Below are 24,323 nucleotides of genomic sequence, written 5' to 3' on the forward strand. Positions count from 1 at the left end.
AGACTGGTAAATCGATCGTTAACCCGCGGCGGAGACCGGATAGCCCTCGAACGCCTTGATCGTGCGCAACGCAAAGGCGCTGTGCATCGCCGCCACGCCCGGCAGGCGCGACAGGCAATGGCGGTGCAGCCGGTCGAAATCGGCGACGCTGCGCGCCGCGACGCGCAGCCGATAATCGGAGGCGCCCGACAAGAGCTGGCATTCCAATATCTCGTCGAAACTTTTGACCGCGCTCTCGAACGCCGTCAGCGCTTCCTCGCTCTGCGAGGTCAGGCTGATGTCGACGAAGACGTCCAGTCCCAGCCCGATGCGTTCGGGCGACAGCCGCGCGGCATAGCCGGTAATGATTCCCGCCGCCTCGAGCGCGCGGATGCGGCGGTGGCACGCCGACGGCGACAGCCCGACGATCTCGCCGAGTTCGGCGGCAGGTTTCGGTCCCTTGCGCTGGAGCAGATGAAGCAGCTTTGCATCGATCCGATCAATCATTGTGCAGAAAATCCCGATGTTGCGCAAAAAACTTGCACATATGTGTCGAATCAAAGGATCATATGCAAGCACCTCGCGGGGCTTTGCTGCTATTCTTTTCCGAAGGCACCGCGCGCCGACCGGGCGCCATGGCCAAGGACAGTGGAGAGCGAAGATGATCATCGGCACCCCGAAGGAAATCAAGAATCACGAATATCGCGTCGGGCTGACCCCCGAAAGCGCGCGCGAGCTCGTCGTCCACGGCCACCGCGTCCTGGTGCAGACCGGCGCGGGCGAAGGCATCGGTGCGCACGACCGCTTTTATGTCGAAGCGGGCGCCGAGATCGTCCCGACGGCGGAAGAGATTTTTGCGGCCGCCGACATGGTCGTGAAAGTCAAGGAGCCGCAGCCAGGCGAGCGCGCGATGCTGCGCGAGGGGCAGATCCTCTACACCTATCTCCACCTCGCCCCCGACCCCGACCAGACGCGCGACCTGATGAAATCGGGCGCGGTGTGCATCGCCTATGAAACGGTCACCAGCCCGCACGGCGGGTTGCCGCTCTTGAAGCCGATGAGCCAGGTCGCGGGGCGCATGTCGATCCAGGCGGGCGCCACCGCGCTCGAAAAGGCGCATGGCGGTCGCGGGGTGTTGCTCGGCGGCGTCCCCGGCGTCGCGCCGGGCAAGGTGTGCGTGATCGGGGGCGGCGTCGTCGGCTTCAACGCGGCGCAAATGGCGGCGGGGCTCGGCGCCGACGTCACCATCCTCGACCGCGATCCCGAAGTGCTCGAACGCGTCGGCACCTTTTTCGAGGCACGCGCCAAGACGCGCTTCTCGAACCGCGCCAACCTGGCGGAATGCGTCGCCGAAGCCGACCTGGTGATCGGCGCGGTGCTGATCCCCGGCGCCGAAGCGCCCAAGCTGGTGACGCGCGAGATGCTCGGGACGATGCGGCCCGGCTCGGTGCTCGTCGACGTTGCGATCGACCAGGGCGGATGTTTTGAAACCAGCCATGCGACCACGCACGCCGATCCAACCTATGTGATCGACGGCATCGTCCATTATGCGGTGGCCAACATGCCGGGCGCGGTCGCGCGCACCAGCACCTATGCGCTGAACAATGTCACTTTGCCGCACGCGCTGCGCATCGCCGATCTCGGCTGGAAGGAAGCTTTGAAACGCGACGTGCATCTTGCGCAGGGTTTGAACGTTTGGAATGGTAAGGTGACGTTCGAAGCCGTAGCGGCAGCGATCGGAACCGATTATGTGCCTGTCGAACAGGCACTCGCCTGACGACAAGGACCATAGAGCAAGATGACCGACCAAGCCCCGCCGCCCAACGACGACGAACAAGAAGAAAATGAAGTGCTGCGCGCCGCGCGCGAGTTGCGGCAGCAGCGCGAGGCGGCCGAAGCAGCCGAAGCCGCGGACCAGGACGCGACCAAGGCGAAACGCGGCTGGAAAACCGCCGCCGCCGCGGGGCTGGGCATCGGATCGGCGGCGGTGATCGCCGCGCTGCTTTACGTTAATCGCGACAAGCTCAAATAAACCCGCCGGACTCCGGCGAACAAAAAAGGGCGGCCATCGCGGCCGCCCTTTTTCGTCAATGTCGCCAATCAGGCGGCCTGTTGCAGCGCCTCGATCGCCGAGGTCGCGCGCGCGATCGCCTCGCCGTCCATCATCTGCTGGTCGGCGGCGATGATCGTGACATCGGTGATGCCGACGAAGCCGAGGACGTGGCGGAGGTATCCGGTGGCGAAATCATGGTCGCTGCCAACGGGCACGCCGCCCGACGCGACGACCAGCCAGGCCTTCTTTCCCTTCAGCAGCCCTTCGGGACCGTTCTCGGTGTAGCGGAAGGTGCGGCGGGCGCGGGCGATCAGGTCGACCCAGGCCTTGAGCGACGCGGGGATCGCGAAATTATAGACGGGCACGCCGATGACGATGGTGTCCGCCGCTTCCAGTTCGGCGATCAGCTCGTCGGAGCTCGCGAGCGCGGCCTTCTGCTCGTCGCTGCGCTCGGTCTCGTCGGTGAAATTGGCGCCGACCCAGCTTTCGGTGAGCAGCGCGGGCGGGGCCAGCGCCAGGTCGCGGGTGGTGACCGCCGCGCCATAGCCCTGTTCGACGAGGCGTGCGACGAGCTGGTCGGTGAGCTGGCGCGTGGTCGATCCGCTGGTGCGGGCGCTGGCATCGATACGAAGGATATTGGACATCATATTACTCCTTGGGTTCAAGCGGGGAGAGGGGGTGCCGCGAGCCGGGGGCAACTCGCGGCACCGGGTAGGCCGCCGTCGGGGAGGGACGTCGGCGGCCGAGGCGGGGCTTCGTTACAGGCTGTCGACAAGGACCAGTTCGGCGTCGTCGATCGCCTCGACCTCGATCCGCCCGACATCGCGCAGCGCGATGCCGTCGCGGGGATCGGCGTCGTGGCCGTTGACGCGGATACGTCCCCTGGCGGCGACCAGATAGGCATGACGCCCGGCTTCGAGGTCATAGGAGACGCTTTCCCCGGCGTTCACCGTCGCCGCGGCGACGCGGGCATTGGCGCGGATCGGCAGCGCATCGCCGTCGCCGTCGATCCCGCTGGCCAGCGTCACGAACCGGCCCGAACGATCATTCTTGGGAAACTGCCGCGCCCCCCAGCCGGGATTGCCGCCCGCCTGATCGGGGATGATCCAGATCTGGAACAGCGTCGTTTCCTCATCTTCCAGGTTGAACTCGCTGTGCGTGACACCGGTGCCGGCGCTCATCACCTGCACGTCACCCGCGGCGGTGCGGCCGACGTTGCCCATGGAGTCGCGATGGCTGATCGCGCCCGTGCGGACATAGGTGATGATTTCCATGTCGCGGTGCGGGTGCGGGGGAAAGCCCGACTGCGCCGCGATCCGGTCGTCGTTCCACACGCGCAGCGCGCCCCAGCCCATGCGGTCGGGATCGTGATAGTTCGCGAAGGAAAAATGGTGGCGGGCGTCGAGCCAGCCATGGTCGGCGTGGCCCAGCGTGTCGAATTTGCGAATGTCGATCATGGCCTTGTCCTTTCTCTGCCGCCGCTGGGCCGGGGTGCCCGGCGGCGTTCATCTGTTGAGGACAAAATAAGGATTGGGATTGTTTCTAAAATAGCATAGATGGAAAATCATCGTTTCCATTTTGGAGCTATGGTATGGCGCTTCCCGATTATGAAGGCTGGGCCTGTTTCGTCGCCGTCGCCGACGGCGGCAGCTTTACCGCCGCCGCCGCCGCGCTCGGCCTGTCGAAAGCGAGCGTGTCGAAAGCGGTGACGCGCCTCGAGGCGTCGCTCGGTATCACCTTGCTCCACCGCAGCTCGCGCGTCGTTGCGGTATCGACCGCGGGGGCGGGGCTGCTCGAGGAGGCACGCGCGATGGTTGCCGCGGCGACCGCGGCGACCGAAGCGGCGCGCGGCGACCGGCTCGACCTCGCCGGCCCGATCCGCCTTGCAGCGCCGATGAGCTTCGGGATCAAGGTGCTCGGCCCCGTGCTCGCGGCCTTTCTTGAGCAGCATCCCGCGGTCGAGATCGAACTTTTGCTCAGCGACGCGCGCAACGACCCGATCGCCGAGGGCATCGACCTCACGCTGCGCATCGCGCCGCTCGCCGATTCCAGCCTGCTCGCCCGCACGATCGCGCCGGTCGCGGCGTCGCTGATCGCCAGCCCCGCCTATCTCGAAAAACATGGCACGCCCCGGCACCCGCTCGACCTCGCGCGCCATCGTCTTATCGGCTATGGCCACCGCCAGCGCGCGATGCCGCTCCATTTCTCGCGCAAGGGCGAAGAGGCGACGGTGCTGCCGACCGGGCCGCTGTTCGCGAACAATGGTGATGTCATGGTGCCGATGATCGTTGCGGGCGGCGGCATTGCGGTCCTGCCCGACTTTATCGCGGCCGACGAGCTCGCCGCGGGGACTGTGGTGCCGATCCTCACCGACTGGTCGCTGCCGCAATCACATCTCCACCTTCTTTCGCCCCCTTCGCGGCTGCGTCCGGCGCGCGTCCGCGCCTTTTCGGACCATCTCGTCGACACGCTCAAACGCTCCTGCAGCGGCGCCAACGATCGTTATGCGATGCTCCCCAAGGGGTGAAAGCGCGGTCTCCGACTGTTGCAAATAAGGCGCGACTCGTGGATTCCTGCGGGTTAAACCAAAATTAACCTTTTCCCTTCATTGCTTTCATGGTTAATGTTCCGGCAGTCCTGCAACGGGGGTTGGTCGGTGACATCCTTGATGGTCATGCGATCGGTTCGCGGGATCATCGTGGGAAACAGTCAAGGGGTGCCCAATGCGCGTACTGCTGATCGAGGACGAGCCGACGACCGCGAAAGCGATCGATACGATGCTCACGACCGAGGGCTTCAACGTCTACACCACCGATCTGGGCGAAGAGGGCCTCGATCTGGGTAAGCTCTATGATTACGACATCATCCTGCTCGACCTGAACCTGCCCGACATGCACGGCTATGACGTGCTCAAGAAGCTCCGCACCGCCAAGGTGCAGACGCCGGTGCTGATCCTGTCGGGCATTTCGGAAATGGACAGCAAGGTGCGCTCGTTCGGCTTCGGCGCCGACGATTATGTCACCAAGCCCTTCCACCGCGACGAGCTGGTCGCCCGCATCCACGCGGTCGTCCGCCGGTCGAAGGGGCACAGCCAGAGCGTCATCAAGACGGGCAAGCTCGCGGTCAATCTCGACACCAAGACGGTCGAGGTCGACAGCATCCGCGTGCATCTGACCGGCAAGGAATATCAGATGCTCGAACTGCTGAGCCTGCGCAAGGGCACGACGCTCACCAAGGAAATGTTCCTGAACCACCTCTATGGCGGGATGGACGAGCCTGAACTGAAGATCATCGACGTCTTCATCTGCAAGCTACGCAAGAAGCTCGCGCTCGCCTGCGGCGGCGACAATTATATCGAGACGGTCTGGGGCCGCGGTTATGTCCTTCGCGACATCGACGACGAAGGCAATGAGGTGCGCCGCGTCGCCTGACGCCGCGCATCGCGCACAAGTTAACCGAGGGAAGCCGGCGCGGAGCGATCCGCGCCGGTTTTCCTTTTTTGAGGATGCGCGGGGGGATGAAGTGAGCAGGCGACCGGTGGCGGCCTGAAGCGATCCTCCTCCAACGGGGGAGGGGGACCACCCGAAGGGTGGTGGAGGGGCACAGGAGGTCGAGCGCGGCATTCCGACTGCCCGTGCCCCTCCACCATGCGTCGCATGGTCCCCCTCCCCGTGCCGGGGAGGATCGGCAACGCCCGCTTTTCACCCCAAACCGCCGCCCCGCCAAAGAAAAAGGGCGGCTGTCCAACCGGACGCCGCCCTTGATTCCGTATGTCCGAAAGCGCGGTTTATGCGTCTTCCAGTTCCTCGTCGGTCATCACCGGGCCCGAATCCTGGCCCTTGGCATCGACGTCGCGGTCGACGAATTCGATGATCGCGATCGGCGCGGCGTCCGATGCGCGGATGCCGGCCTTGATGACGCGGGTATAGCCGCCGTTACGGTCCTTGTAGCGTTCGGCGAGCACGTCGAACAGCTTGGCAAGCTGTGCTTCGTCCATCAGGCGGCTCATCGCGAGGCGGCGGTTGGCGAGGCCCCCGCGCTTCGCCAGCGTGACCAGCTTTTCGACATAGGGACGCAGTTCCTTCGCCTTGGCGAGCGTCGTGGTGATCTGCTCATGCTTGATGAGCGCGGCCGACATGTTGCGGAACAGGGCCGTGCGGTGTGCGCTCGTGCGCTGCAGCTTCCGGCCACCCGATTTATGACGCATGATTTCTTCCTTCGTTTGTCAAAGGGGCCGTGTGAGGTACCCCAAGCCAGGTCGATTAAAGGGCCGACCCATTCCCGAAATCGTCATCCCAGCGAAAGCTGGGATCGCTCGCGGTGTGTCACCACGATAGCGGCCCCAGCTTTCGCTGGGGCGACGGCTATCTTTACCCCAGCAGTTCCTGCTCCAGCTTCTTGGCCATTTCCTCGATATTTTCGGGCGGCCAGCCGGGGATGTCCATGCCGAGGCGCAGGCCCATCGACGACAGCACTTCCTTGATTTCGTTCAGGGACTTGCGGCCGAAGTTCGGCGTGCGGAGCATTTCGGCTTCGGTCTTCTGAACCAGGTCACCGATATAGATGATATTGTCGTTCTTCAGGCAGTTGGCCGAACGGACCGACAGTTCGAGCTCGTCGACCTTCTTCAGGAGGAAGCGGTTGAGCTGATTGACGTCGGACTCGTCGCTGGCGGCCGAGGGGGCCGCCATGCCGATGAGGCCGCTGTCGTTCATCGCTTCCTCGAAGTGGACGAAGACCTGGAGCTGGTCCTGAAGGATGCGCGCGGCGTAAGCGACGGCATCTTCGGGCGTCACCGTGCCGTCGGTTTCGACGGTCAGGTTCAGCTTGTCATAGTCCAGTTCCTGCCCGATGCGGGCATTGTCGACCTTGTAGGCGACCTGGCGCACCGGCGAATAGAGCGAGTCGACCGGGATCAGCCCGATCGGCGCGTCGGCCGGACGGTTGGCGGTCGCGGGGACATAGCCCTTGCCGGTGTCGGCGACGAGTTCCATGTTCAGCGTCGCGCCCTCGTCGAGGTGGCAGATGACATGGTTCGGGTTCATCACCTTGATGTCGCCCGACACCATGATGTCGCCCGCCTTGACGGTCGCCGGGCCGGTCGCCGAAAGCTGGAGCCGCTTCGGCCCTTCGCCCTCCATCTTGAGCGCGATCTGCTTGACGTTGAGCACGATGTCGGTGACGTCTTCACGCACGCCGGCGAGGCTCGAAAACTCGTGCAGCACATTTTCGATCTTGATCGAGGTGATCGCCGCGCCCTGGAGCGACGAGAGCAGCACGCGGCGCAGCGCGTTGCCCAGCGTCAGACCGAAACCGCGTTCAAGCGGCTCGGCAACGAAGGTCGCCTTGCGCTTGCCGTCGCCGCCGGCCTTGATTTCCAGGTTGCTGGGCTTCTTCAATTCCTGCCAGTTCCGGATGTTGACAGTCATGGATTTCCCTTTGCTAGTGGCGGGACGGATGGGGGTCGGCCATCGGTCCAGCGAGGAGTTTTATGCGGGCGGCGCCCCGTTCCGGGGCGCGCCCGAAAGGACGTCAGACGCGGCGGCGCTTGGCCGGGCGGACGCCATTGTGCGGGATCGGGGTCACGTCGCGGATCGACGTGATGTGGAAACCCACGGCCTGCAACGCGCGCAGCGCCGATTCGCGACCGGCGCCGGGGCCCTTGACTTCGACTTCCAGCGTGCGGACGCCATGTTCGGCGGCCTTCTTGCCCGCGTCTTCGGCGCAGACCTGCGCCGCATAGGGGGTCGATTTGCGGCTGCCCTTGAAACCCATCATGCCGGCGCTCGACCAGGCAATCGCATTGCCCTGCGCGTCGGTGATGGTGATCATCGTGTTGTTGAAGGTCGCGTTGACGTGGGCCACACCCGACGAGATATTCTTGCGTTCGCGCCGACGAAGGCGCTGCGGTTCACGAGCCATGATGAAATCCTAACCTAAATCCGTAAAGCGGGCCGGGGCGCAGCCGCGATGGGCGGCCGCCGACGCGGAAAAACCGACTTACTTTTTCTTGCCGGCGATCGGCTTGGCCTTGCCCTTGCGGGTGCGCGCATTGGTGTGCGTGCGCTGGCCGCGAACGGGAAGGCCCTTGCGATGGCGCAGGCCGCGATAGCAGGCGAGGTCCATCAGGCGCTTGATGTTCATCGCCGTGTTGCGGCGAAGATCGCCCTCGACCGTGTGGTCGGCGTCGATCGTTTCGCGGATCTGCAGGACTTCGGCGTCCGACAGGTCCTGAACGCGGCGGCTGTGGTCGATGCCCAGCTTGTCGGCGATGTCGACGGCGGTCTTGCGGCCGATGCCATGGATATAGGTGAGCGCGATGATCACGCGCTTGTTGGTGGGCAGGTTGACGCCCGCGATACGTGCCATTGTTAACTTTCTCCTGCTCCACAGGGCGCGCTGGCAAACGGCCCCATCTCAAAGCGTCTGATTTCCAACGCAAAAAACGGACCACGAACGCGCCGCTGCGCTTCGCCGTCCGGTCAGCCTGTCGGAATGGAAGCGCAACTAGGCTGAGTCGGACCGATTGTCAAGCGAAGCGCCCGGCGGCGGCGCGGCGGAATGGCCTGGGCCGCGTCAACTATGCAGGAAATGCATCACATCGCCGTCCTGCACGACATAGGCCTTGCCTTCGGCGCGCAGCTTGCCGGCCTCGCGTGCCCTGGCTTCGCCGCCCAGCGCGACATAATCGTCATAGGCGATCGTTTCGGCGCGGATGAAGCCCTTCTGGAAATCGCTGTGGATCTCGCCCGCGGCCTCGGGCGCGGTTGCGCCCTGATGCACCGTCCACGCGCGCGCTTCCTGCGGGCCGACGGTGAAGAAGGTGATGAGGTGGAGCAGCTCGTAACCCGCGCGGATGACGCGCGCGAGGCCGGTCTCGCTGAGGCCCATTTCGGACAGGAACTCCATCCGGTCGGCCATGTCCATCGTCACCAGCTCGCTCTCGATCGCCGCGGAGACGACGACCGCCTGCGCGCCTTCGGTCGCGGCCTTGGCGAACACCTTGTCCGAAAAGGCGTTGCCCTTCGCCGCGCTGCCCTCGTCGACGTTGCAGACATAGAGCACGGGTTTCGAGGTCAAAAGCTGCGCGTTGCGCAGCACGCGCGCTTCCTCGTCGCCCCTGGGTTCGACCAGCCGCGCGGGCCTGCCGTCGCGCAGCAGGTCAAGCGCCTGGCCCAGCACCGACGCGGCGATCCTGGCTTCCTTGTCGCCCTGTGCCGCCTTCTTGGCAAAGGCGGGGACGCGCTTTTCCAGGCTTTCGAGGTCGGCGAGCAGCAATTCGGTTTCGACCGTCTCGGCATCGGCGACGGGATCGACGCGGTTTTCGACATGCTGGATGTCGTCATCCTCGAAACAGCGCAGCACATGGACGATCGCATCGACCTCGCGGATATTGCCGAGGAACTGGTTGCCCAGCCCTTCACCCTTCGACGCGCCGCGCACGAGGCCGGCGATGTCGACGAAGGCGAGCTGCGTCGCGATGATCTTCTTGCTGCCGGCGATCGCCGCCAGCTTGTCGAGCCGGTCGTCGGGCACCGCGACATTGCCGATATTCGGCTCGATCGTGCAAAAGGGATAGTTCGCCGCCTGCGCCGCCGCGGTTTCGGTGAGCGCGTTGAACAAGGTGGACTTGCCGACGTTGGGCAGTCCGACGATCCCGCATTTGAAACCCATAAAAACTCCATCAGGCCGGATAACCCCGGCGTCGCAGCGCCCCTAGCGTCAAGTCGCGATGCGCGCCAGCCTTTGCGGTTGCGCTGCGTTCAGACTTGGCGCTTTATCGCCCGGCCTATGAAACCCTCGCGCCCGATTGCCGCCATTCTCTTCCTGCTCGCCTTGGGCACAACTTCCGCGCTCGCCGCCCCTGACCGCTTCGAGGCAGGGGTGTTCGCCGAACTCAACCGCTTCCGCAGCGATCCCGCCGCCTATGCCGATTTTCTGCGCGATTATCGCCCGCGGTTCGAGGGGCGGCGGCTGCGCGCCGCCGAGGAGGGGGAGATCGACATAATGACGCGCGAGGGCGTCGTCGCGGTCGACGAGGCGATCCGCGAACTCAGCCGCGAGCGGCCCTTGCCGCGTCTCGAATGGAGCGACCTGCTCGCCCGCGCCGCCGCCGATCATGTCGCGGTCCAGTCGCGGTCGGGCGCGGTCGGCCATTATACGCGGGGGCAGGGGCCCGGCGAGCGGATGCGCGCGCGCGGCGGCGGCCCCTATGTCAACGAAGTCATCACCTATGGCCATCACACGCCCGAAGGCGTCGTCGACCAGCTGCTGATCGACGATGGCGTTCCCGACCGCGGCCACCGTTTCAGCCTGCTCCGCCCGACGCACCGTTTTGTCGGCGTCGCCTGCGGGCGCCATCCGGTTCACCGCACGATGTGCGTGACGCTCATGGCGCAGACCGCCGACGGATCACCGCCCCCGCCGCCCAAACGGACACCGTAGCCGCCCCCGCCTCAGTCGTGGACCGCCTTCACCAGCGGCCCCAAGGCCGATCCGCCGAGCCAGGCGAGCTGGACCTCGGCTGACACGCGGTTGATCGCTTCCTGCGGCTTGTTCCCCGGATGCACCGCGCGGCGCAGCGGCCGCTTGCCCGCGGGCATCGCCATGATCTCGGCGATCGCGCGCGGCACGTCGAGCGGATCGGCGCTGCGTCCGCTGCCGTCCTCGGTCCCCATGCCGCGCGTGAAGGGCGCATAAGCCTCAAGCAGCGCCGGATCGCTGCGCTCTTTCAGCGCCCCCGTATAAGCGTTGCGGTTGACCCATACTTTCGTCGGATAACCGCCCGGCTGGATGACCGTGACGTCGATGCCGTGTGGCACCAGTTCATAGGCGAGCTGTTCGGACAGGGCCTCGACCGCGAATTTGGTCGCCGAATAATGGCCGCCGCCGGGCACGATGACGCGGCCGAGTTGCGAGGAGATGTTGAATATCTGTCCGCCCTTCGCCGTGCGCATCTGTGGCAGCAGCGCGCGGAGCATCCGCTGGATGCCAAAGACATTGGTGTCGAAGATCAGCTGCGTGGCCGTCATATCCTGCACCTCGACAGGTCCGGTGATGCCGATCCCGGCATTGTTGACCAGCGTGTCGATGTGCCCGCCCGCAATGTCGAGCGCCTTCGCGGTCCCGCTCGCGACCGAGGCATCGTTCGTCACGTCGATTTCGACGATGTGGAGGTCGAGCTTTTCTTTCGCGGCCTCGGCGGCCAGGCTTTCCGCTTCGGGGCGCGGCAGATTGCGCATTGTCGCGATCACCTTCGCCCCCGCGCGCGCATAGTGCAGTGCGCCGACGCGCCCGAACCCGCTCGAGCAGCCGGTAATCAGCACGGTGCGACCTTTCAGCGAGGGATTGTCGGCAGGCGTGGCGGCGTGCAGCAGGGCCGGGGCGGCGGACAGCGCGGCGGCCCCGGCAAGAATCTCGCGGCGATTGGGGGTATGCGGCATGGCGAACGGCTCCTTTCGAGGGTCATCATGCCTCAGTTGGGGGCGCGTGCCAAATTGGCGGTCGGGAGGGTGGTTTGCGGTGGGAAGCAACCCGATAACTCCGTCATGCTGGCTGCGGCGATGGCCTCGCTGTTTCAGCATCCATGGCCTGACCTCTGATCCGGCGCAGCGCCGAATGAAACGAGTGGGCCATGGACCCTGAAACAAGTTGGCGCTTATCCCGCTCGCATACGTAGGCGTCATTGCGAGCGCAGCGAAGCAATCTCCAGCTTGCGTAGCACCCGAACGATGGCTGGAGATTGCTTCGTCCCCCGGATCAAGTCCGGGGTCCTCGCAATGACGAGTGGGGTCTCCTTATGGTAAGGGGATAATCGCCAAACAAGTTCAGGGCGACGATGAAGAAATGGCCCGCAACCGCCCCCAACTCATCCCTGCAACCGCAACGCCAGATCGCTCTGGAACCGCACATCATCACCCTTCGCCAGCCATTCCGCCTCCGCGGCAATCGCGCCGAGCAGGTCGATCAGCGGCTCCATCTCGCTCTTGTGATAATTGCCGAGGACATGGCCCGTCACGCGGTCCTTGTGTCCCGGATGGCCGATGCCGATACGAACGCGGCGGAAATCGTCGCCGATATGCTGGATCATCGACCGGATGCCGTTGTGCCCCGCCGCGCCGCCGCCGCGCTTTACCTTCACCTTCATCGGCGCGAGGTCGAGCTCGTCGTAAAAGACGGTGACGTCGGCGGCGATCAGCTTGTAGAAATCGAGCGCCGCGCGCACGCTGCGGCCGCTTTCGTTCATGAAGGTGCCGGGTTTGAGCAGCAGGATGCGTTCCGCGCCGACGCGGCCGTCCTGAATCCAGCCCTGAAATTTCTTCGTGGGCGGCGGAAAATCGTGGAAATCGGCGATGACGTCGGCGGCCATGAAGCCGACATTGTGACGGTGCATCGCATATTTGGGCCCCGGATTGCCAAGGCCGACCCAGAGCTGCATTCTTTTTCTCCCCTCCACTTCAGGGGAGGGGCAGCGAGCCCCGGACTTGATCCGGGGTGCAGCGGGGCGGGCCGACCGGCCTAGCGCTGCCCCGCGGAACCCCACCCCAACCCCTCCCCCGATGGGGAGGGGCCGAAGTGCTGGTCTCAGGCTTCGTCGCCGCCTTCGGCTGCGCCTTCGCCTTCATCCTTCGTCGTGTCGCCGTCGCTCGACTTGAGCGCCGACGGGGCGACGATGGTGGCGATGGTGAAGTCGCGGTCGGTGATCGCGCTTTCGACGCCCTTCGGCAGGGTGACGTTGCTGATGTGGATCGAATCGCCGATGTCGAAACCGGTGACGTCGATCACGATCTCGTCGGGAATCTTGTCCGCGTCGCAGACCAGTTCCAGCTCGTGACGAACGATATTCAGTACGCCGCCGCGCTTCAGGCCCGGCGACTTTTCTTCGTTCTGGAACACGACCGGCACCGCGACGGTGACCTTGGCGTCCTTGGCGATACGCAGGAAGTCGGCGTGGATCGGGCGATCCTTGACCGGGTGGAAAGCGACGTCCTTGGGCAGGGTGCGGATGGTCTTGCCGCCGACCTCGATCATCACGACCGAGTTCATGAAGTGACCCGTCATCAGCTGCTTCATCAGCAGCTTTTCCTCGACGTGGATCATCAGGGGTTCTTCCTTGCCGCCATAGACGACGGCGGGGACGCGGCCATTGCGACGCAGATCACGCGAGGCTCCCTTGCCTCCGCGTTCGCGCGTCTCGGCCGTCAGCGTCAGCTGATCGCTCATATCATTTCTCCGAGAAACAGTTACACAGTTCCGCCGCGCCTCCAGGGATGACCATGGCGGAAGCCGGGGCGCTTAGCGGGGAACGGCCGGAAAAGCAAGCGGAACGGGGAGGGGCGGGAAAAGGATCGGGTTGGGGCCTCGCGCGTCGATGGGTTGGCGAGGGCAAATGTCTGGAAGCGGTCGGAATAGGACCTTCATTCCATCGTCATCCCGGCGAAGGCCGGGATCTCACCTTATCGGTTTACTGCACCGGCGAGATCCCGGCCTTCGCCGGGATGACGGAATTGAAGATGTCCGCTCTCCACCCCGATGCCGCCACACACCCGCTACTGCACCCGCCGGACCCGCACGCCCCGCGCTTCCAGCAACGCGGGCACACCATCCTCGCCCACCAGATGCCCCGCGCCGACCGCCATCAGCACCGTGCCCGGCCGCTCCATCCGGCGCGCCGCCCATTTGGTCCAGCGATGATTGCGATCGGTGATGATCGCCTTGCGCGCCGCGGGGACGGCGTCGATGTCCTCGTTGACGACCTTCTCCAGCGCCGCGACGTCGCCGCGGCTCCATGCCGCGGTCAGCGCGAGCACGTCGCGGGTCGCCGTATCGGCCTCTTCGGCCGCGCGAATGAGCAGCATACGCTGCGTCGCTGGATCGAGCGTTTCAAACAGCATCAGCTGTTCGCGTGCGCGTTCCAGTCCCGCGACCGGCTTGCCCGCCGTCTCGAAGCGTTCGGTCAGCTGCGCCTCGACTCCTTCCTCCGGAGACAGCTTGGCATTCTGCGCGATGCGCTGGCCGACCAGCACCATGACCGCCCAATCGTCCAGGCCGTCGCCGTTCAGCGGCCGCCCGCTCGCCTCCAGCGCGCGGTAACCCATCAGCGCCTTGCCGGTCAGTCGCGCGTCGATTGCCAGCGGAGCGCTGCGCGGCGCCAGCCTGCGGAATGTATCGGCGGCGGCGTCGAGCTGGGTCGGCGACAATTCCATCACCAGCTCGTCGGCGGCTTCGATCGCGGCGCCGACCGCGCCGTCGTCCCAATCGGTGCCGCGCGGCAGCGCGTGCATCGACCCCAGGATATAGATGCGCGTGTCGGCATCCTCGGCCAGCCACATTGCCGGCCGCGCCCTGGTTCCGGGATCGGCGGGGCCGCACGCCGCGAGCAGCAACGGCAGAAGGGCCGCCGCGATGCTGCGCCTCCCTGGGCCGGGCGAGGCCGATGCCCGCCTCAATAATCGACCCGTGTTACCGTCAGGCCGCGCTCTTTCAGATAGTCCTGCACGCTCTTTTCGCCCGCCAGATGCCCCGCGCCGACCGCGACGAACAGCGTTCCCGGCTGTTCCATCCGGGCTTTCAGCGCGTCGGCCCAGCGCGCGTTGCGATCGTAGAGCAGCGTCTCAGCCAGTTCGGGCGTCGCGGCGAGGCTTTCGTTCATCGCAACGGCGAGCCCGTCGGGGTCGCCCTTCGCCCACAGCACGACCATCTTGTCGAGCGTCGGCCCCAGCGTGTCGAGATCCTTCACCACCGAATTGAGGAAGGCGATTTGCTGCGGTTCGGGCAGACCATCGAAAAAGCCGAGCTGCTCGCCCAGCGTCTCGAATCCCGCCACGGGCTTGCCGCTCGCCTTGGCAAAGCGCGTGAGCTGCTTTTCGGCGCCCTGTTCGGGATCATAACCCAATTTGGTGAGCGGCAGGACCGACAGGGTGATGGCGGGGAACCAGGGTTCGAACATGTCAAACTGCGCCGGAGGCAGGCCGACGCTCGCCATCGCCGCCTGATAGGCCGCAAGCTGCTCCGCGTCGAGCCGCGAGGTCAGCGTCGTGCCGTTCGCGTCGATCGCGAGCGGCAGCATCGTCCTGGCCACCTCGGCCTGGTCGTCGGGCAGCACGAGTTCGAGCATCAGCTGGTCCGATTTGTCGAACGCATCCTTCACCGCCTCGTCGAACCAGCTGAGGCCGGGTTTCAGCACATGGACGGTGCCGAACAGATAGATGGTCGTGTCCTCGTCCCTGACGACCCATAGCGCGGGATCGGCGTCGACGGTCGCGGGCGGGGCAGCGACCGCGGGTGCTGCTGTAGCCGCCGCGGGCGCCGGTTCGGCGGCGGAGGCCATATTGCCGCCGGGGATCAGCGCGCATTGCGCAAAGGGAATGATTGCGCAGGTCGAGGCGAGCGTCTTGAACCAGCTGTTCATCGGGAGGGCCTTTCGTGGATCGGTTATGGCGGTTGAGAGGATGAGGAGCGGCGACCTTCAACCACATAAGGGTGGGGGAGTTCAAGGGCGGCCGAAACGAAGCCATGGGCCGGCGGTGCGCACTGCCCGTTTGCCCGCCCTTGACCCCCGCGCGCGGCTGCGCCAAGGGCGGCGGCACTTGTTGCACCTGCGAAAGAGCGGAATTGTGGCCGACGCGGCGGAGACGAAACCCTTAAGCTTTCAGGATATGATCCTGACGCTGCACGCCTATTGGAGCGCGCGCGGCTGCGCGATTTTGCAGCCCTATGACATGCGCGTCGGCGCAGGGACATTCCACCCCGCGACCACCCTGCGCAGCCTGGGGCCCGAGCCGTGGAACGTCGCCTATGTCCAGCCGAGCCGTCGGCCCACGGATGGCCGCTATGGCGAGAATCCGAACCGGCTCCAGCATTATTACCAATATCAGGTGATCCTGAAGCCCTCGCCCGCCGACCTGCAGGAACAATATCTGGGCAGCCTCGCCGCGATCGGCATCGACCCGCTGCTCCACGACATTCGCTTCGTCGAGGACGACTGGGAATCGCCGACGCTCGGCGCGTGGGGGCTGGGCTGGGAAGTCTGGTGCGACGGGATGGAAGTCACCCAGTTCACCTATTTCCAGCAGATGGGCGGTTTCGATTGCAAGCCCGTCGCGGGCGAGCTGACCTATGGGCTCGAGCGGCTCGCCATGTATATCCAGGGCGTCGACAATGTGTACGACCTGCGCTTCTCCGACCCCGTCGGCGACGTGCCGGGGGTGAGCTATGGCGACGTGTTCCTCGAGAATGAACGCCAATTCTCGAAATGGAACTTCGAGGTCGCCGACACCGACAGCCTGTTCGCGGGCTTCAGGGCCGCCGAAGCCGAATGCCAGCGCGCGATCGAGGCGGGGGTGCCGCTCGCCGCCTATGACCAGGCGATCGAGGCGAGCCATTTGTTCAACCTGCTCCAGGCGCGCGGCGTGATCAGCGTGCAGGAACGCGCCAATTATATGGCGCGCGTCCGCGATCTGGCGAAGGGCAGCTGCAAGGCATGGATCGACAGCCAGTCCGAACGCTGGACCCAAAACTATCCGGGGTGGACGCTATGATGGCGGCAAGCGCGATCCTCCCCCACCGGGGGAGGGGGACCATGCGCAGCATGGTGGAGGGGTACGCGGTGTCGAGCGCTGTGGACGCGGGCCCGTGCCCCTCCACCAGCTTCGCTGGTCCCCCTCCCCGTGCCGGGGAGGATCAAGAATGACCGATTTTCTGCTCGAACTGCGCAGCGAGGAAATCCCGGCGCGGATGCAGGCGGGCGCGCGTGCCGAACTCGACAAGCTGTTCCGCGCGCAGATGGCCGCTGCGGGCATCGAGGTCGGCGACCTCACCATCTGGTCGACGCCGCGCCGCCTCGCGCTGATAGCGAAAGGCCTGCCCGAAGCGACCGCTGCGGTTAGCGAAGAGATGAAAGGCCCACGCACCAGCGCGCCGCCGCAGGCGCTCGAAGGCTTCCTCCGCAAGACCGGGCTGACGCAGGACCAGCTCGAAGATCGCGACGGCGTCTGGTTCGCCGTCATCGACAAGCCCGGCCGCGCGACCGCCGACGTGCTCGCCGAGGTGATCCCCGCGATCATTCGCGGCTTTGCCTGGCCCAAGTCGATGCGCTGGGGCCGCGAAAGCGCCAGCAGCGAAAGCCTGCGCTGGGTGCGCCCGCTGTCGGGCATCGTCGCGATCTTCGGCGAAGAGCTGATTCCGTGTGAAGTTAGCGGGATTTCCGCGGGTTTCGCGACGCGCGGCCATCGCTTCCACTGCCCCGGCGAGATCACGATCGGCTCGGCGTCGGACTATGTCGAAAAGTTGCGCGCCTGCCATGTCATCGTCGACCATGAAGAGCGCCAGTCGATGATCCGCGACGGCGCTGCGAAAGTCGCGGCCGACGCCGGATTGGGTCTGGTCGAGGACGAGGGGCTGGTGATCGAGAATGCCGGGCTGACCGAATGGCCGGTGCCCTTGCTCGGCCGCTTCGACGAGGCATTTCTGGAGGTGCCGCCCGAGGTCATCCAGCTCACCGCGCGCGTGAACCAGAAATATTTCGTCGTGAACGGCGCAGACGGCAAGCTCGCCAACGGCTTCGTCTGCACCGCGAACATCGATGCGGTCGATGGCGGCGCGGAGATCGTCGCGGGCAACCGCAAGGTGCTGGCGGCGCGGCTGTCGGACGCGCGCTTCTTCTGGGAGCAGGACCGCAAGACCCGACTGGAAGATCACGCGAAGAAGCTCGACCGCATTACGTTTCACGAAAAGCTGGGCACGGTTGCCGACAAGGTCGAGCGGGTGGCCAAGCTGGCGCGCTGGCTGGTCGAGCAAGGCATCGTTACGAACCGCACCCCGGCGAAAGCCGGGGTCCAGGGCGGCACGGAACAAACGGCAGCGCCAGGCAACCCTGGACCCCGGCTTTCGCCGGGGTGCAGCGATATTTCGACGGCGGAATTGGCCGACCAGGCCGAACTCGCCGCGCGCTTGTGCAAGGCCGACCTCGTCACCGAAATGGTCGGCGAGTTCCCCGAATTGCAGGGCCTGATGGGCGGCTATTACGCCCGCGCCGAAGGCTTGCCCGATGCGGTCGCCGACGCGATCCGCGACCATTACAAGCCGGTCGGGCAGGGCGATGATGTGCCAACCGCACCGGTGACCGTGGCGGTGAGCTTGGCGGATAAGTTGGATACAATTGCTGGCTTCTTCATGAAGAATATGAAGCCAACGGGATCAAAAGATCCCTTCGCCTTGCGTCGAGCTTGGCTTGCCAACATCTCTTTGGTTATAGAAAATGATATTCGAGGCGAGTTGACCGCATGGCTTGCAAAAGCCCGCAATCTTTACCTTGAGCAGGGCATTGGCGACGAACGAAGTTATCCTGACGCCGGTGGCTCAATCGAAAATGCGGTTGGTGCAGCTATGGAGCAAGTCTTCATGCTGGATGTTCGGGACTTTCTCGCCGACCGCCTCAAGGTCCAACAACGCGAAGCGGGCGTTCGCCACGACCTGATCGACGCGGTTTTCGCGCTCGGGGGCGAGGATGATCTTGTCCGCCTGCTCGCCCGCGTGAAGGCGCTGCAGGCGTTTATGGCGACCGACGACGGCACCAACCTGCTCGCGGGCTACAAGCGCGCGGCGAATATTTTGAAACAAGCCAGTGTTCCGGCGGAAGCCGGAACCCAGGGTGGCCAAGAACGGACGTCTGCGGATGCACGCCCTGGGCTCCGGCTTTCGCCGGAGCGCATGACGGATGTGGATCGGGCTTTGCTTGCCGCCCTCGACACCGCCGAACCGGCTGCGCGCAACGCTGTCGAAGAAGAACGCTTCACCGATGCGATGGCCGCGCTCGCGAGCCTCCGCGCGCCGATCGACGCCTTTTTCGACGGCGTGATGGTCAACGATCCCGACGAAGCGGTCCGCGCCTATCGGCTCGGCTTGCTCGCGCGATTTACCGGCGCGGTGCATGGCGTCGCCGATTTCTCGAAGATAGAGGGATAAAGCGAACCGTCAGTTTCCGTTCGTGTCGAGCGAAGTCGAGACACCGGGAAGGCGAGGATGAACGATGGGTATGTCGACTGCGCTCGATGCGAACGGGAATTGAGATGCCGCTTAGCTTATAACGAACGAAGCAAAACTGAATCGACCAAGTGCGATTGCATACCTATCCAGCCGCAACCTCCTCCCCGGGGCAGCAGGAGCAAGAGATGACGAAGATGGTGCATTTGTTCGGCGGCGCGGCCACCACGACCGAGCGGTCGAAGGAATTGCTGGGCGGCAAGGGGTCGAACCTCGCCGAAATGGCCTCGATCGGCCTGCCGGTGCCGCCGGGCTTCACGATCACCACCGAAGTCTGCACCGCCTATTACGCCAATGGCGAACAATATCCGGCCGGGCTGGCCCAAGAGGTCGCCGCGGGCATCGCGCATATCGAGGCGATCACCGGCAAGCGTTTCGGCGACGCCACCGACCCGCTGCTCGTTTCGGTGCGCTCGGGCGCGCGCGTGTCGATGCCGGGGATGATGGACACGGTGCTCAACCTGGGGCTCAACGACAGGACCGTCATCGGCCTCGCGGAAGCCTCGGGCGATCCGCGCTTCGCGTGGGACAGCTATCGCCGCTTCGTCCAGATGTATGCCGACGTCGTCATGGGCCTCGACCATGCCGAGTTCGAGGAGGCGCTGGAAATCGCCAAGGAAGACAAGGGATTTTTCCTCGATACCGAAATGTCGGCTGAAGACTGGCAGGCGCTGGTCAAACAATATCAGGCGATCGTCGAGCGCGAGACCGGCGCACCCTTTCCACAGGAGCCGAACGACCAGCTGTGGGGCGCGATCGGCGCGGTGTTCGCGAGCTGGGAAAGCGACCGCGCGAGAGTCTATCGCCGCCTGAACTCGATCCCCGCCGAATGGGGCACCGCGGTCAATGTGCAGGCGATGGTGTTTGGCAATATGGGCGACACGTCGGCGACCGGCGTGGCTTTCACCCGCGATCCCGCGACGGGTGAGCGCGCCTGGTATGGCGAATGGCTGATCAATGCGCAAGGCGAAGACGTCGTGGCGGGAATCCGCACCCCGCAATATCTGACAAGGCAAGCGCGCGAGAAGGCGGGCGCCAAGCCGCTCAGCATGGAAGAGGCGATGCCCGAAACCTTCGCCGAATTGGGCCGCGTCTTCGACACGCTCGAAAATCATTATCGCGACATGCAGGACATCGAGTTCACCGTCGAGCGCGGGACGCTTTGGATGCTGCAAACGCGCTCGGGCAAGCGCACCGCCAAGGCGGCGCTCAAGATTGCGGTCGATATGGCGGCCGAGGGGCTGATCAGCGAGGAGGAGGCCGTGGGCCGCGTCGATCCGGGCGCGCTCGATCAGCTGCTTCACCCGACGCTGGATCCCAAGGCCCCGCGCGACGTTTTGACCAGGGGACTGCCCGCCAGCCCCGGCGCGGCGTCGGGCAGGATCATGTTCACCGCCGACAGCGCGGAGAAAGCCACCGCGATGGGCGAGGCGGTGATCCTCGTCCGCGTCGAGACGTCGCCTGAGGACATCCACGGAATGCACGCGGCCAAGGGCATCCTCACCGCACGCGGCGGGATGACCAGCCACGCGGCGGTTGTCGCGCGCGGCATGGGGCGCCCCTGCGTCTCGGGCGCGGGCGGACTGAGTATCGATGGCGCCGCGCGCGTGCTCCGCGTTGCGGGTCGCGAACTGCGCGAGGGCGACATCATCACCCTCGACGGCTCGACCGGCGAGGTGATGGCGGGCGAGGTTCCGACCTTGATGCCCGAACTCGTCGGCGATTTCGGCACGCTGATGGGCTGGGCCGACAAGGTGCGCCGGATGAGGGTGCGTACCAACGCCGAAACCCCGCAGGACGCGCAGGTCGCGCGCGACTTCGGCGCCGAGGGGATCGGGCTGTGCCGCACCGAACATATGTTCTTCGACGCCGCGCGCATCACCGCGGTGCGCGAGATGATTCTCGCCGACAGCGAGGACGGTCGCCGCGCCGCGCTCGCCAAGCTGCTTCCCGAACAGCGCGGCGACTTTGCCGCGATCTTCCGCGTGATGGCGGGGCTGCCGGTGACGATCCGTCTGCTCGACCCGCCACTCCACGAGTTTCTGCCGACGCGCGAGGAGGATTTTGCCGATGTGGCCGCCGCGGCGGGGGTGGGGATCGAGGCGCTGAAAGCGCGCGCGAACGAGCTGCACGAGTTCAATCCGATGCTCGGCCATCGCGGGTGTCGCCTCGGGGTCACCTATCCCGAAATATATGAGATGCAGGCACGCGCGATTTTCGAGGCGGCGTGCGACGTCGCCGCCGAAACCGGCGCGGCGCCGATCCCCGAGGTGATGATTCCGCTCGTCGCCACGCGCCGCGAGTTCGACCTGATGAAGGCGGTCGTCGACGCCCAGGCGAAGGCGGTGTTCGCCGAAAAGGGGCGTGAGATCGCCTATCTGGTGGGAACGATGATCGAACTGCCGCGCGCCGCGCTGATGGCGGGCGAGATCGCCGAGTCGGCGGAGTTTTTCAGCTTCGGCACCAACGATCTGACGCAGACGACGATCGGCATCAGCCGCGACGACGCCGGGCGCTTCCTGACGCAATATGTCGACAAGGGCATTTTCGTCACCGACCCTTTCGTCAGCCTCGACGTCGAGGGCGTGGGACAGTTGATCGAGCTCGCCGCGACACGTGGCCGCAAAACGCGCGCGGGCATCAAGCTCGGCATCTGCGGCGAACATGGCGGCGATGCGCCGAGCATTCTTTTTTGCGAGAAAACTGGGCTCGATTACGTCAGCGCCTCGCCCTATCGCGTGCCGATCGCGCGGCTCGCGGCGGCGCAGGCGGCGCTGCGCAAATAATCGCCCAAAGGGGCTTGCGCGACTCCGCGCGGCCCCCTAAAGGCACCGCTCCACGCACCCGTAGCTCAGCTGGATAGAGCATCAGACTACGAATCTGAGGGTCGGGCGTTCGAATCGCTCCGGGTGCGCCAGCTTTTTCGAGGCCTTCCGCGTTTCGATGCGGGAGGCCTTTTGCGGTCAGCAATCACATGGCAGTCTCGCAAACCGGTTTCGCGTCGGTGCCGCAGCGGGAGCAAGTCCCGCCGCCAGGGCCGAGCGCATGGGGCGAGGGAAGTCGAAGCCTGCGTCGAGATGGCGGCAGCGCCCCTCGCGGGGGTGCTGTTCGACCACTTCAAATGGCGCGGGGCGAGAGCGCCGTCGCGCGACGCGGCGCCGTGACGCCGATAGCCGGGGCCATTGGGATAATCGGGTCGTATGGGGGAATCCCCTGAGTCTTTTGTTCGACGTGACAGATCCCCGGGAATGTGACCCGTTTTGATTAGAATCCGACGCGAAGGAGTCGGATAGAATATAGCAAAGCAGGTTCAGCGAAGAGCAGATCATCGCGATGTTGAAGGAGCATGAGGTAGGGGTGCCGTCGGCGGATGTATGCCGTCGGCACGGGGTCAGCTCGGCGACCTTCTACAAGTATAAGGCCAAGTTCGGGGTGTGGAGTGTCGGAGGTGCGGCGTCTTCGGGCGCTGGAGGACAAGAACGCGAAGCTGAAGAAGCGCCTGGCCGAGGCCATGCGTGACAATGCGGTGCTGAAGGATCTGACATCAAAAAAATGGTGACGCCCGGCGCCAAGCGGGAGGCCGTCGCATATGCTCGTGACCATCACGGGCTGAGCGAGCGTCGGGCGTGCAGCCTGGTGGGCGTGAGCCGCCGAGTGATCAGATATGAGCCGACGAGGCCGGATGACGGTGCTCTGCGGCAACGCCTGCGCGAACTGCCGACCGAGCGCCGCCGGTTCGGCTATCGTCGCCTGGGGTGTCCGGCATCCCCGTTGCCCGGGAACTGACGATGCTGATCGGCCTGCGGGGGAAGCCTCATATGGTCGTCAACGACAATGGCACCGAACTGACCTCGTCGGCGATCCTGCGCTGAATGCTATGACCTAGTCCGCCGTAGCACACTGAACCAGTTAGTTGCAGCTGGACCGCGATTTCTGAAATGCTATGACCAAGCGCCAGCTGACCTGATCCCACCCCTCGTTGCAGCTGGACCGCGATTTCTGAAATGCTATGACTAACATTACTGGTAACGCAATTAGAAATGTGTTGCAGCTGGACCGCGATTTCTGAAATGCTATGACTGCTCGCTCGCGTTTCCAGTCGATGAGATCGTTGCAGCTGGACCGCGATTTCTGAAATGCTATGACACCTGCCACGCCAGCGGCGCTAGCTATTAAGTTGCAGCTGGACCGCGATTTCTGAAATGCTATGACGCCATCGCAGTCAGGGCACCGTTCCGCCTGGTTGCAGCTGGACCGCGATTTCTGAAATGCTATGACCGAGCGGCGAGGAGGCAAGGCGGCGGGTCTGTTGCAGCTGGACCGCGATTTCTGAAATGCTATGACATTCGGTTCGGCTGGCTCGACGATTTCGACGTTGCAGCTGGACCGCGATTTCTGAAATGCTATGACCTTAACGAACGCCGGATCATTCCGTTCGTTGTTGCAGCTGGACCGCGATTTCTGAAATGCTATGACTTGCGCCTGAATGTCCACAGGATCAGCGGCGTTGCAGCTGGACCGCGATTTCTGAAATGCTATGACCCAGCGTCGGGTCGGCCGATGCGATGAGCTGTTGCAGCTGGACCGCGATTTCTGAAATGCTATGACCCGCAAAAAATCTCATCGCGCCCAGTCTCGTTGCAGCTGGACCGCGATTTCTGAAATGCTATGACGACGTCTTGGGGTTTGTTGTCGCTGCCCTCGTTGCAGCTGGACCGCGATTTCTGAAATGCTATGACGCCGCGCAGATCGAGGCCGTGACCGAATGCGTTGCAGCTGGACCGCGATTTCTGAAATGCTATGACGCAATCGACCGGCGGCATGTCGTGCGCCGTGTTGCAGCTGGACCGCGATTTCTGAAATGCTATGACTGTAGCAGCGTAGTGTAGAGGCCAACACGCGTTGCAGCTGGACCGCGATTTCTGAAATGCTATGACTCACGGCATTTTCGAAGCCGAGCGCAAGTTGTTGCAGCTGGACCGCGATTTCTGAAATGCTATGACCTATGTTTTCAACGTCAAAAGCGGCGGTAAGTTGCAGCTGGACCGCGATTTCTGAAATGCTATGACACAACGCTCAATGGTGGCGCGATTACTGGGTTGCAGCTGGACCGCGATTTCTGAAATGCTATGACTGATCCACGCATCGCCGCGCGCCATGCGCCGTTGCAGCTGGACCGCGATTTCTGAAATGCTATGACCGCCGTAGTAGCCCCAGCACGAGCCGTCCTGTTGCAGCTGGACCGCGA

At 64.7% G+C, this 24,323-nt stretch carries 21 protein-coding genes, 1 tRNA gene, 1 pseudogene and 1 CRISPR repeat array (1 of these 24 cut by a window edge); of the genes and pseudogenes, 10 read left to right on the plus strand and 13 right to left on the minus strand.

Features of this window, described 5'->3' with window-relative positions:
- Positions 1-18: 18 nt before the first annotated feature.
- Positions 19-486, minus strand: a complete 468-nt coding sequence (locus SPYCA_RS04480) for an Lrp/AsnC family transcriptional regulator (protein WP_120219112.1) — start codon at positions 484-486, stop codon at positions 19-21.
- Between the two features lie 154 nt (positions 487-640).
- Between SPYCA_RS04480 and ald the strand changes: the two genes are divergently transcribed.
- Positions 641-1,756 (plus strand): alanine dehydrogenase, encoded by a 1,116-nt coding sequence (gene ald, locus SPYCA_RS04485; protein WP_120219113.1) that lies wholly within the window; start codon positions 641-643, stop codon positions 1,754-1,756.
- Positions 1,757-1,777: 21 nt separating this feature from the next.
- Complete coding sequence (locus SPYCA_RS04490) at positions 1,778-2,011, plus strand: hypothetical protein (protein ID WP_120219114.1); 234 nt, start codon at positions 1,778-1,780, stop codon at positions 2,009-2,011.
- Between the two features lie 68 nt (positions 2,012-2,079).
- On the opposite strand, the gene SPYCA_RS04495 is transcribed toward SPYCA_RS04490, so the two are convergent.
- Together SPYCA_RS04495 and SPYCA_RS04500 are read right to left on the minus strand one after the other, a co-directional pair.
- A complete protein-coding gene (locus tag SPYCA_RS04495) occupies positions 2,080-2,676 on the minus strand; it encodes an FMN-dependent NADH-azoreductase (RefSeq protein ID WP_232003524.1) in 597 nt (198 codons plus the stop codon).
- Positions 2,677-2,790: 114 nt separating this feature from the next.
- Complete coding sequence (locus SPYCA_RS04500) at positions 2,791-3,489, minus strand: pirin family protein (RefSeq protein ID WP_120219116.1); 699 nt, start codon at positions 3,487-3,489, stop codon at positions 2,791-2,793.
- Positions 3,490-3,623: 134 nt separating this feature from the next.
- Between SPYCA_RS04500 and SPYCA_RS04505 the strand changes: the two genes are divergently transcribed.
- The gene (locus SPYCA_RS04505) at positions 3,624-4,559 is read left to right on the plus strand and encodes a LysR family transcriptional regulator (protein ID WP_120219117.1); all 936 of its coding nucleotides are present in this window, start codon (positions 3,624-3,626) and stop codon (positions 4,557-4,559) included.
- A gap of 196 nt (positions 4,560-4,755) precedes the next feature.
- Positions 4,756-5,463, plus strand: coding sequence for a response regulator transcription factor CtrA (gene ctrA, locus SPYCA_RS04510; RefSeq protein ID WP_011540875.1), 708 nt, complete (start codon positions 4,756-4,758; stop codon positions 5,461-5,463).
- Between the two features lie 356 nt (positions 5,464-5,819).
- On the opposite strand, the gene rplQ is transcribed toward ctrA, so the two are convergent.
- From rplQ to ychF, 5 genes are all read right to left on the minus strand, one after another.
- Positions 5,820-6,239 carry a 50S ribosomal protein L17 gene (gene rplQ / locus SPYCA_RS04515; protein ID WP_120219118.1) on the minus strand — a complete coding sequence of 140 codons (420 nt, stop codon included), beginning with the start codon at positions 6,237-6,239 and terminating at the stop codon, positions 5,820-5,822.
- Positions 6,240-6,402: 163 nt separating this feature from the next.
- Positions 6,403-7,461 carry a DNA-directed RNA polymerase subunit alpha gene (locus SPYCA_RS04520; protein ID WP_053554921.1) on the minus strand — a complete coding sequence of 353 codons (1,059 nt, stop codon included), beginning with the start codon at positions 7,459-7,461 and terminating at the stop codon, positions 6,403-6,405.
- 103 nt (positions 7,462-7,564) lie between these two features.
- Complete coding sequence (rpsK, locus tag SPYCA_RS04525) at positions 7,565-7,954, minus strand: 30S ribosomal protein S11 (protein WP_003040416.1); 390 nt, start codon at positions 7,952-7,954, stop codon at positions 7,565-7,567.
- Positions 7,955-8,032: 78 nt separating this feature from the next.
- Positions 8,033-8,401, minus strand: a complete 369-nt coding sequence (gene rpsM, locus SPYCA_RS04530; RefSeq protein WP_120219119.1) for a 30S ribosomal protein S13 — start codon at positions 8,399-8,401, stop codon at positions 8,033-8,035.
- 207 nt (positions 8,402-8,608) lie between these two features.
- Complete coding sequence (gene ychF / locus SPYCA_RS04535; RefSeq protein WP_120219120.1) at positions 8,609-9,706, minus strand: redox-regulated ATPase YchF; 1,098 nt, start codon at positions 9,704-9,706, stop codon at positions 8,609-8,611.
- 117 nt (positions 9,707-9,823) lie between these two features.
- Here ychF and SPYCA_RS04540 point away from each other — a divergent pair, with 117 nt between their 5' ends.
- The gene (locus tag SPYCA_RS04540) at positions 9,824-10,477 is read left to right on the plus strand and encodes a CAP domain-containing protein (RefSeq protein WP_120219121.1); all 654 of its coding nucleotides are present in this window, start codon (positions 9,824-9,826) and stop codon (positions 10,475-10,477) included.
- Positions 10,478-10,488: 11 nt separating this feature from the next.
- Here SPYCA_RS04540 and SPYCA_RS04545 read toward each other — a convergent pair whose 3' ends face one another.
- From SPYCA_RS04545 to SPYCA_RS04565, 5 genes are all read right to left on the minus strand, one after another.
- On the minus strand, positions 10,489-11,475 hold the full coding sequence (locus SPYCA_RS04545) for an SDR family oxidoreductase (protein ID WP_120219122.1): 987 nt from the start codon (positions 11,473-11,475) through the stop codon (positions 10,489-10,491).
- A gap of 425 nt (positions 11,476-11,900) precedes the next feature.
- Positions 11,901-12,470: an aminoacyl-tRNA hydrolase gene (gene pth, locus SPYCA_RS04550; protein ID WP_120219123.1), complete on the minus strand. Its 570-nt coding sequence runs from the start codon at positions 12,468-12,470 to the stop codon at positions 11,901-11,903.
- 146 nt (positions 12,471-12,616) lie between these two features.
- On the minus strand, positions 12,617-13,255 hold the full coding sequence (locus SPYCA_RS04555) for a 50S ribosomal protein L25/general stress protein Ctc (protein WP_120219124.1): 639 nt from the start codon (positions 13,253-13,255) through the stop codon (positions 12,617-12,619).
- Between the two features lie 326 nt (positions 13,256-13,581).
- Complete coding sequence (locus SPYCA_RS04560; RefSeq protein WP_232003525.1) at positions 13,582-14,364, minus strand: TraB/GumN family protein; 783 nt, start codon at positions 14,362-14,364, stop codon at positions 13,582-13,584.
- 113 nt (positions 14,365-14,477) lie between these two features.
- The gene (locus tag SPYCA_RS04565; RefSeq protein ID WP_120219126.1) at positions 14,478-15,443 is read right to left on the minus strand and encodes a TraB/GumN family protein; all 966 of its coding nucleotides are present in this window, start codon (positions 15,441-15,443) and stop codon (positions 14,478-14,480) included.
- 247 nt (positions 15,444-15,690) lie between these two features.
- Here SPYCA_RS04565 and SPYCA_RS04570 point away from each other — a divergent pair, with 247 nt between their 5' ends.
- The 5 genes and pseudogenes from SPYCA_RS04570 to SPYCA_RS19500 form a co-directional block, all read left to right on the plus strand.
- Complete coding sequence (locus tag SPYCA_RS04570) at positions 15,691-16,572, plus strand: glycine--tRNA ligase subunit alpha (protein WP_120222149.1); 882 nt, start codon at positions 15,691-15,693, stop codon at positions 16,570-16,572.
- Between the two features lie 148 nt (positions 16,573-16,720).
- Positions 16,721-18,997 carry a glycine--tRNA ligase subunit beta gene (gene glyS, locus SPYCA_RS04575; protein ID WP_120219127.1) on the plus strand — a complete coding sequence of 759 codons (2,277 nt, stop codon included), beginning with the start codon at positions 16,721-16,723 and terminating at the stop codon, positions 18,995-18,997.
- Between the two features lie 206 nt (positions 18,998-19,203).
- On the plus strand, positions 19,204-21,861 hold the full coding sequence (gene ppdK, locus SPYCA_RS04580; RefSeq protein WP_120219128.1) for a pyruvate, phosphate dikinase: 2,658 nt from the start codon (positions 19,204-19,206) through the stop codon (positions 21,859-21,861).
- Between the two features lie 54 nt (positions 21,862-21,915).
- Positions 21,916-21,992, plus strand: a tRNA-Arg gene (locus SPYCA_RS04585).
- Positions 21,993-22,408: 416 nt separating this feature from the next.
- Positions 22,409-22,828: pseudogene (locus tag SPYCA_RS19500) on the plus strand (transposase); the annotation flags it as partial.
- 159 nt (positions 22,829-22,987) lie between these two features.
- Positions 22,988-24,323: a CRISPR direct-repeat array (repeat unit 36 nt; unit sequence GTTGCAGCTGGACCGCGATTTCTGAAATGCTATGAC); it runs 544 nt beyond the window's last position.

The sequence above is a fragment of the Sphingopyxis sp. FD7 genome, assembly GCF_003609835.1.
Classification (GTDB): domain Bacteria; phylum Pseudomonadota; class Alphaproteobacteria; order Sphingomonadales; family Sphingomonadaceae; genus Sphingopyxis.

What these genes read in the sequence shown, in the direction of transcription:
- glyS (WP_120219127.1), top strand. Translation starts at nt 16,721, where the DNA reads ATGACCGATTTTCTGCTCGAACTGCGCAGCGAGGAAATCCCGGCGCGG.
- SPYCA_RS04505 (WP_120219117.1), top strand. Translation starts at nt 3,624, where the DNA reads ATGGCGCTTCCCGATTATGAAGGCTGGGCCTGTTTCGTCGCCGTCGCC.
- SPYCA_RS04520 (WP_053554921.1), bottom strand. Translation starts at nt 7,461, where the DNA reads ATGACTGTCAACATCCGGAACTGGCAGGAATTGAAGAAGCCCAGCAAC.
- SPYCA_RS04540 (WP_120219121.1), top strand. Translation starts at nt 9,824, where the DNA reads ATGAAACCCTCGCGCCCGATTGCCGCCATTCTCTTCCTGCTCGCCTTG.
- ald (WP_120219113.1), top strand. Translation starts at nt 641, where the DNA reads ATGATCATCGGCACCCCGAAGGAAATCAAGAATCACGAATATCGCGTC.
- SPYCA_RS04495 (WP_232003524.1), bottom strand. Translation starts at nt 2,676, where the DNA reads ATGTCCAATATCCTTCGTATCGATGCCAGCGCCCGCACCAGCGGATCG.
- ctrA (WP_011540875.1), top strand. Translation starts at nt 4,756, where the DNA reads ATGCGCGTACTGCTGATCGAGGACGAGCCGACGACCGCGAAAGCGATC.
- SPYCA_RS04560 (WP_232003525.1), bottom strand. Translation starts at nt 14,364, where the DNA reads ATGTGGCTGGCCGAGGATGCCGACACGCGCATCTATATCCTGGGGTCG.
- SPYCA_RS04570 (WP_120222149.1), top strand. Translation starts at nt 15,691, where the DNA reads ATGATCCTGACGCTGCACGCCTATTGGAGCGCGCGCGGCTGCGCGATT.
- SPYCA_RS04555 (WP_120219124.1), bottom strand. Translation starts at nt 13,255, where the DNA reads ATGAGCGATCAGCTGACGCTGACGGCCGAGACGCGCGAACGCGGAGGC.
- SPYCA_RS04500 (WP_120219116.1), bottom strand. Translation starts at nt 3,489, where the DNA reads ATGATCGACATTCGCAAATTCGACACGCTGGGCCACGCCGACCATGGC.
- ychF (WP_120219120.1), bottom strand. Translation starts at nt 9,706, where the DNA reads ATGGGTTTCAAATGCGGGATCGTCGGACTGCCCAACGTCGGCAAGTCC.
- rpsK (WP_003040416.1), bottom strand. Translation starts at nt 7,954, where the DNA reads ATGGCTCGTGAACCGCAGCGCCTTCGTCGGCGCGAACGCAAGAATATC.
- SPYCA_RS04565 (WP_120219126.1), bottom strand. Translation starts at nt 15,443, where the DNA reads ATGAACAGCTGGTTCAAGACGCTCGCCTCGACCTGCGCAATCATTCCC.
- rplQ (WP_120219118.1), bottom strand. Translation starts at nt 6,239, where the DNA reads ATGCGTCATAAATCGGGTGGCCGGAAGCTGCAGCGCACGAGCGCACAC.
- SPYCA_RS04480 (WP_120219112.1), bottom strand. Translation starts at nt 486, where the DNA reads ATGATTGATCGGATCGATGCAAAGCTGCTTCATCTGCTCCAGCGCAAG.
- SPYCA_RS04490 (WP_120219114.1), top strand. Translation starts at nt 1,778, where the DNA reads ATGACCGACCAAGCCCCGCCGCCCAACGACGACGAACAAGAAGAAAAT.
- rpsM (WP_120219119.1), bottom strand. Translation starts at nt 8,401, where the DNA reads ATGGCACGTATCGCGGGCGTCAACCTGCCCACCAACAAGCGCGTGATC.
- pth (WP_120219123.1), bottom strand. Translation starts at nt 12,470, where the DNA reads ATGCAGCTCTGGGTCGGCCTTGGCAATCCGGGGCCCAAATATGCGATG.
- ppdK (WP_120219128.1), top strand. Translation starts at nt 19,204, where the DNA reads ATGACGAAGATGGTGCATTTGTTCGGCGGCGCGGCCACCACGACCGAG.
- SPYCA_RS04545 (WP_120219122.1), bottom strand. Translation starts at nt 11,475, where the DNA reads ATGCCGCATACCCCCAATCGCCGCGAGATTCTTGCCGGGGCCGCCGCG.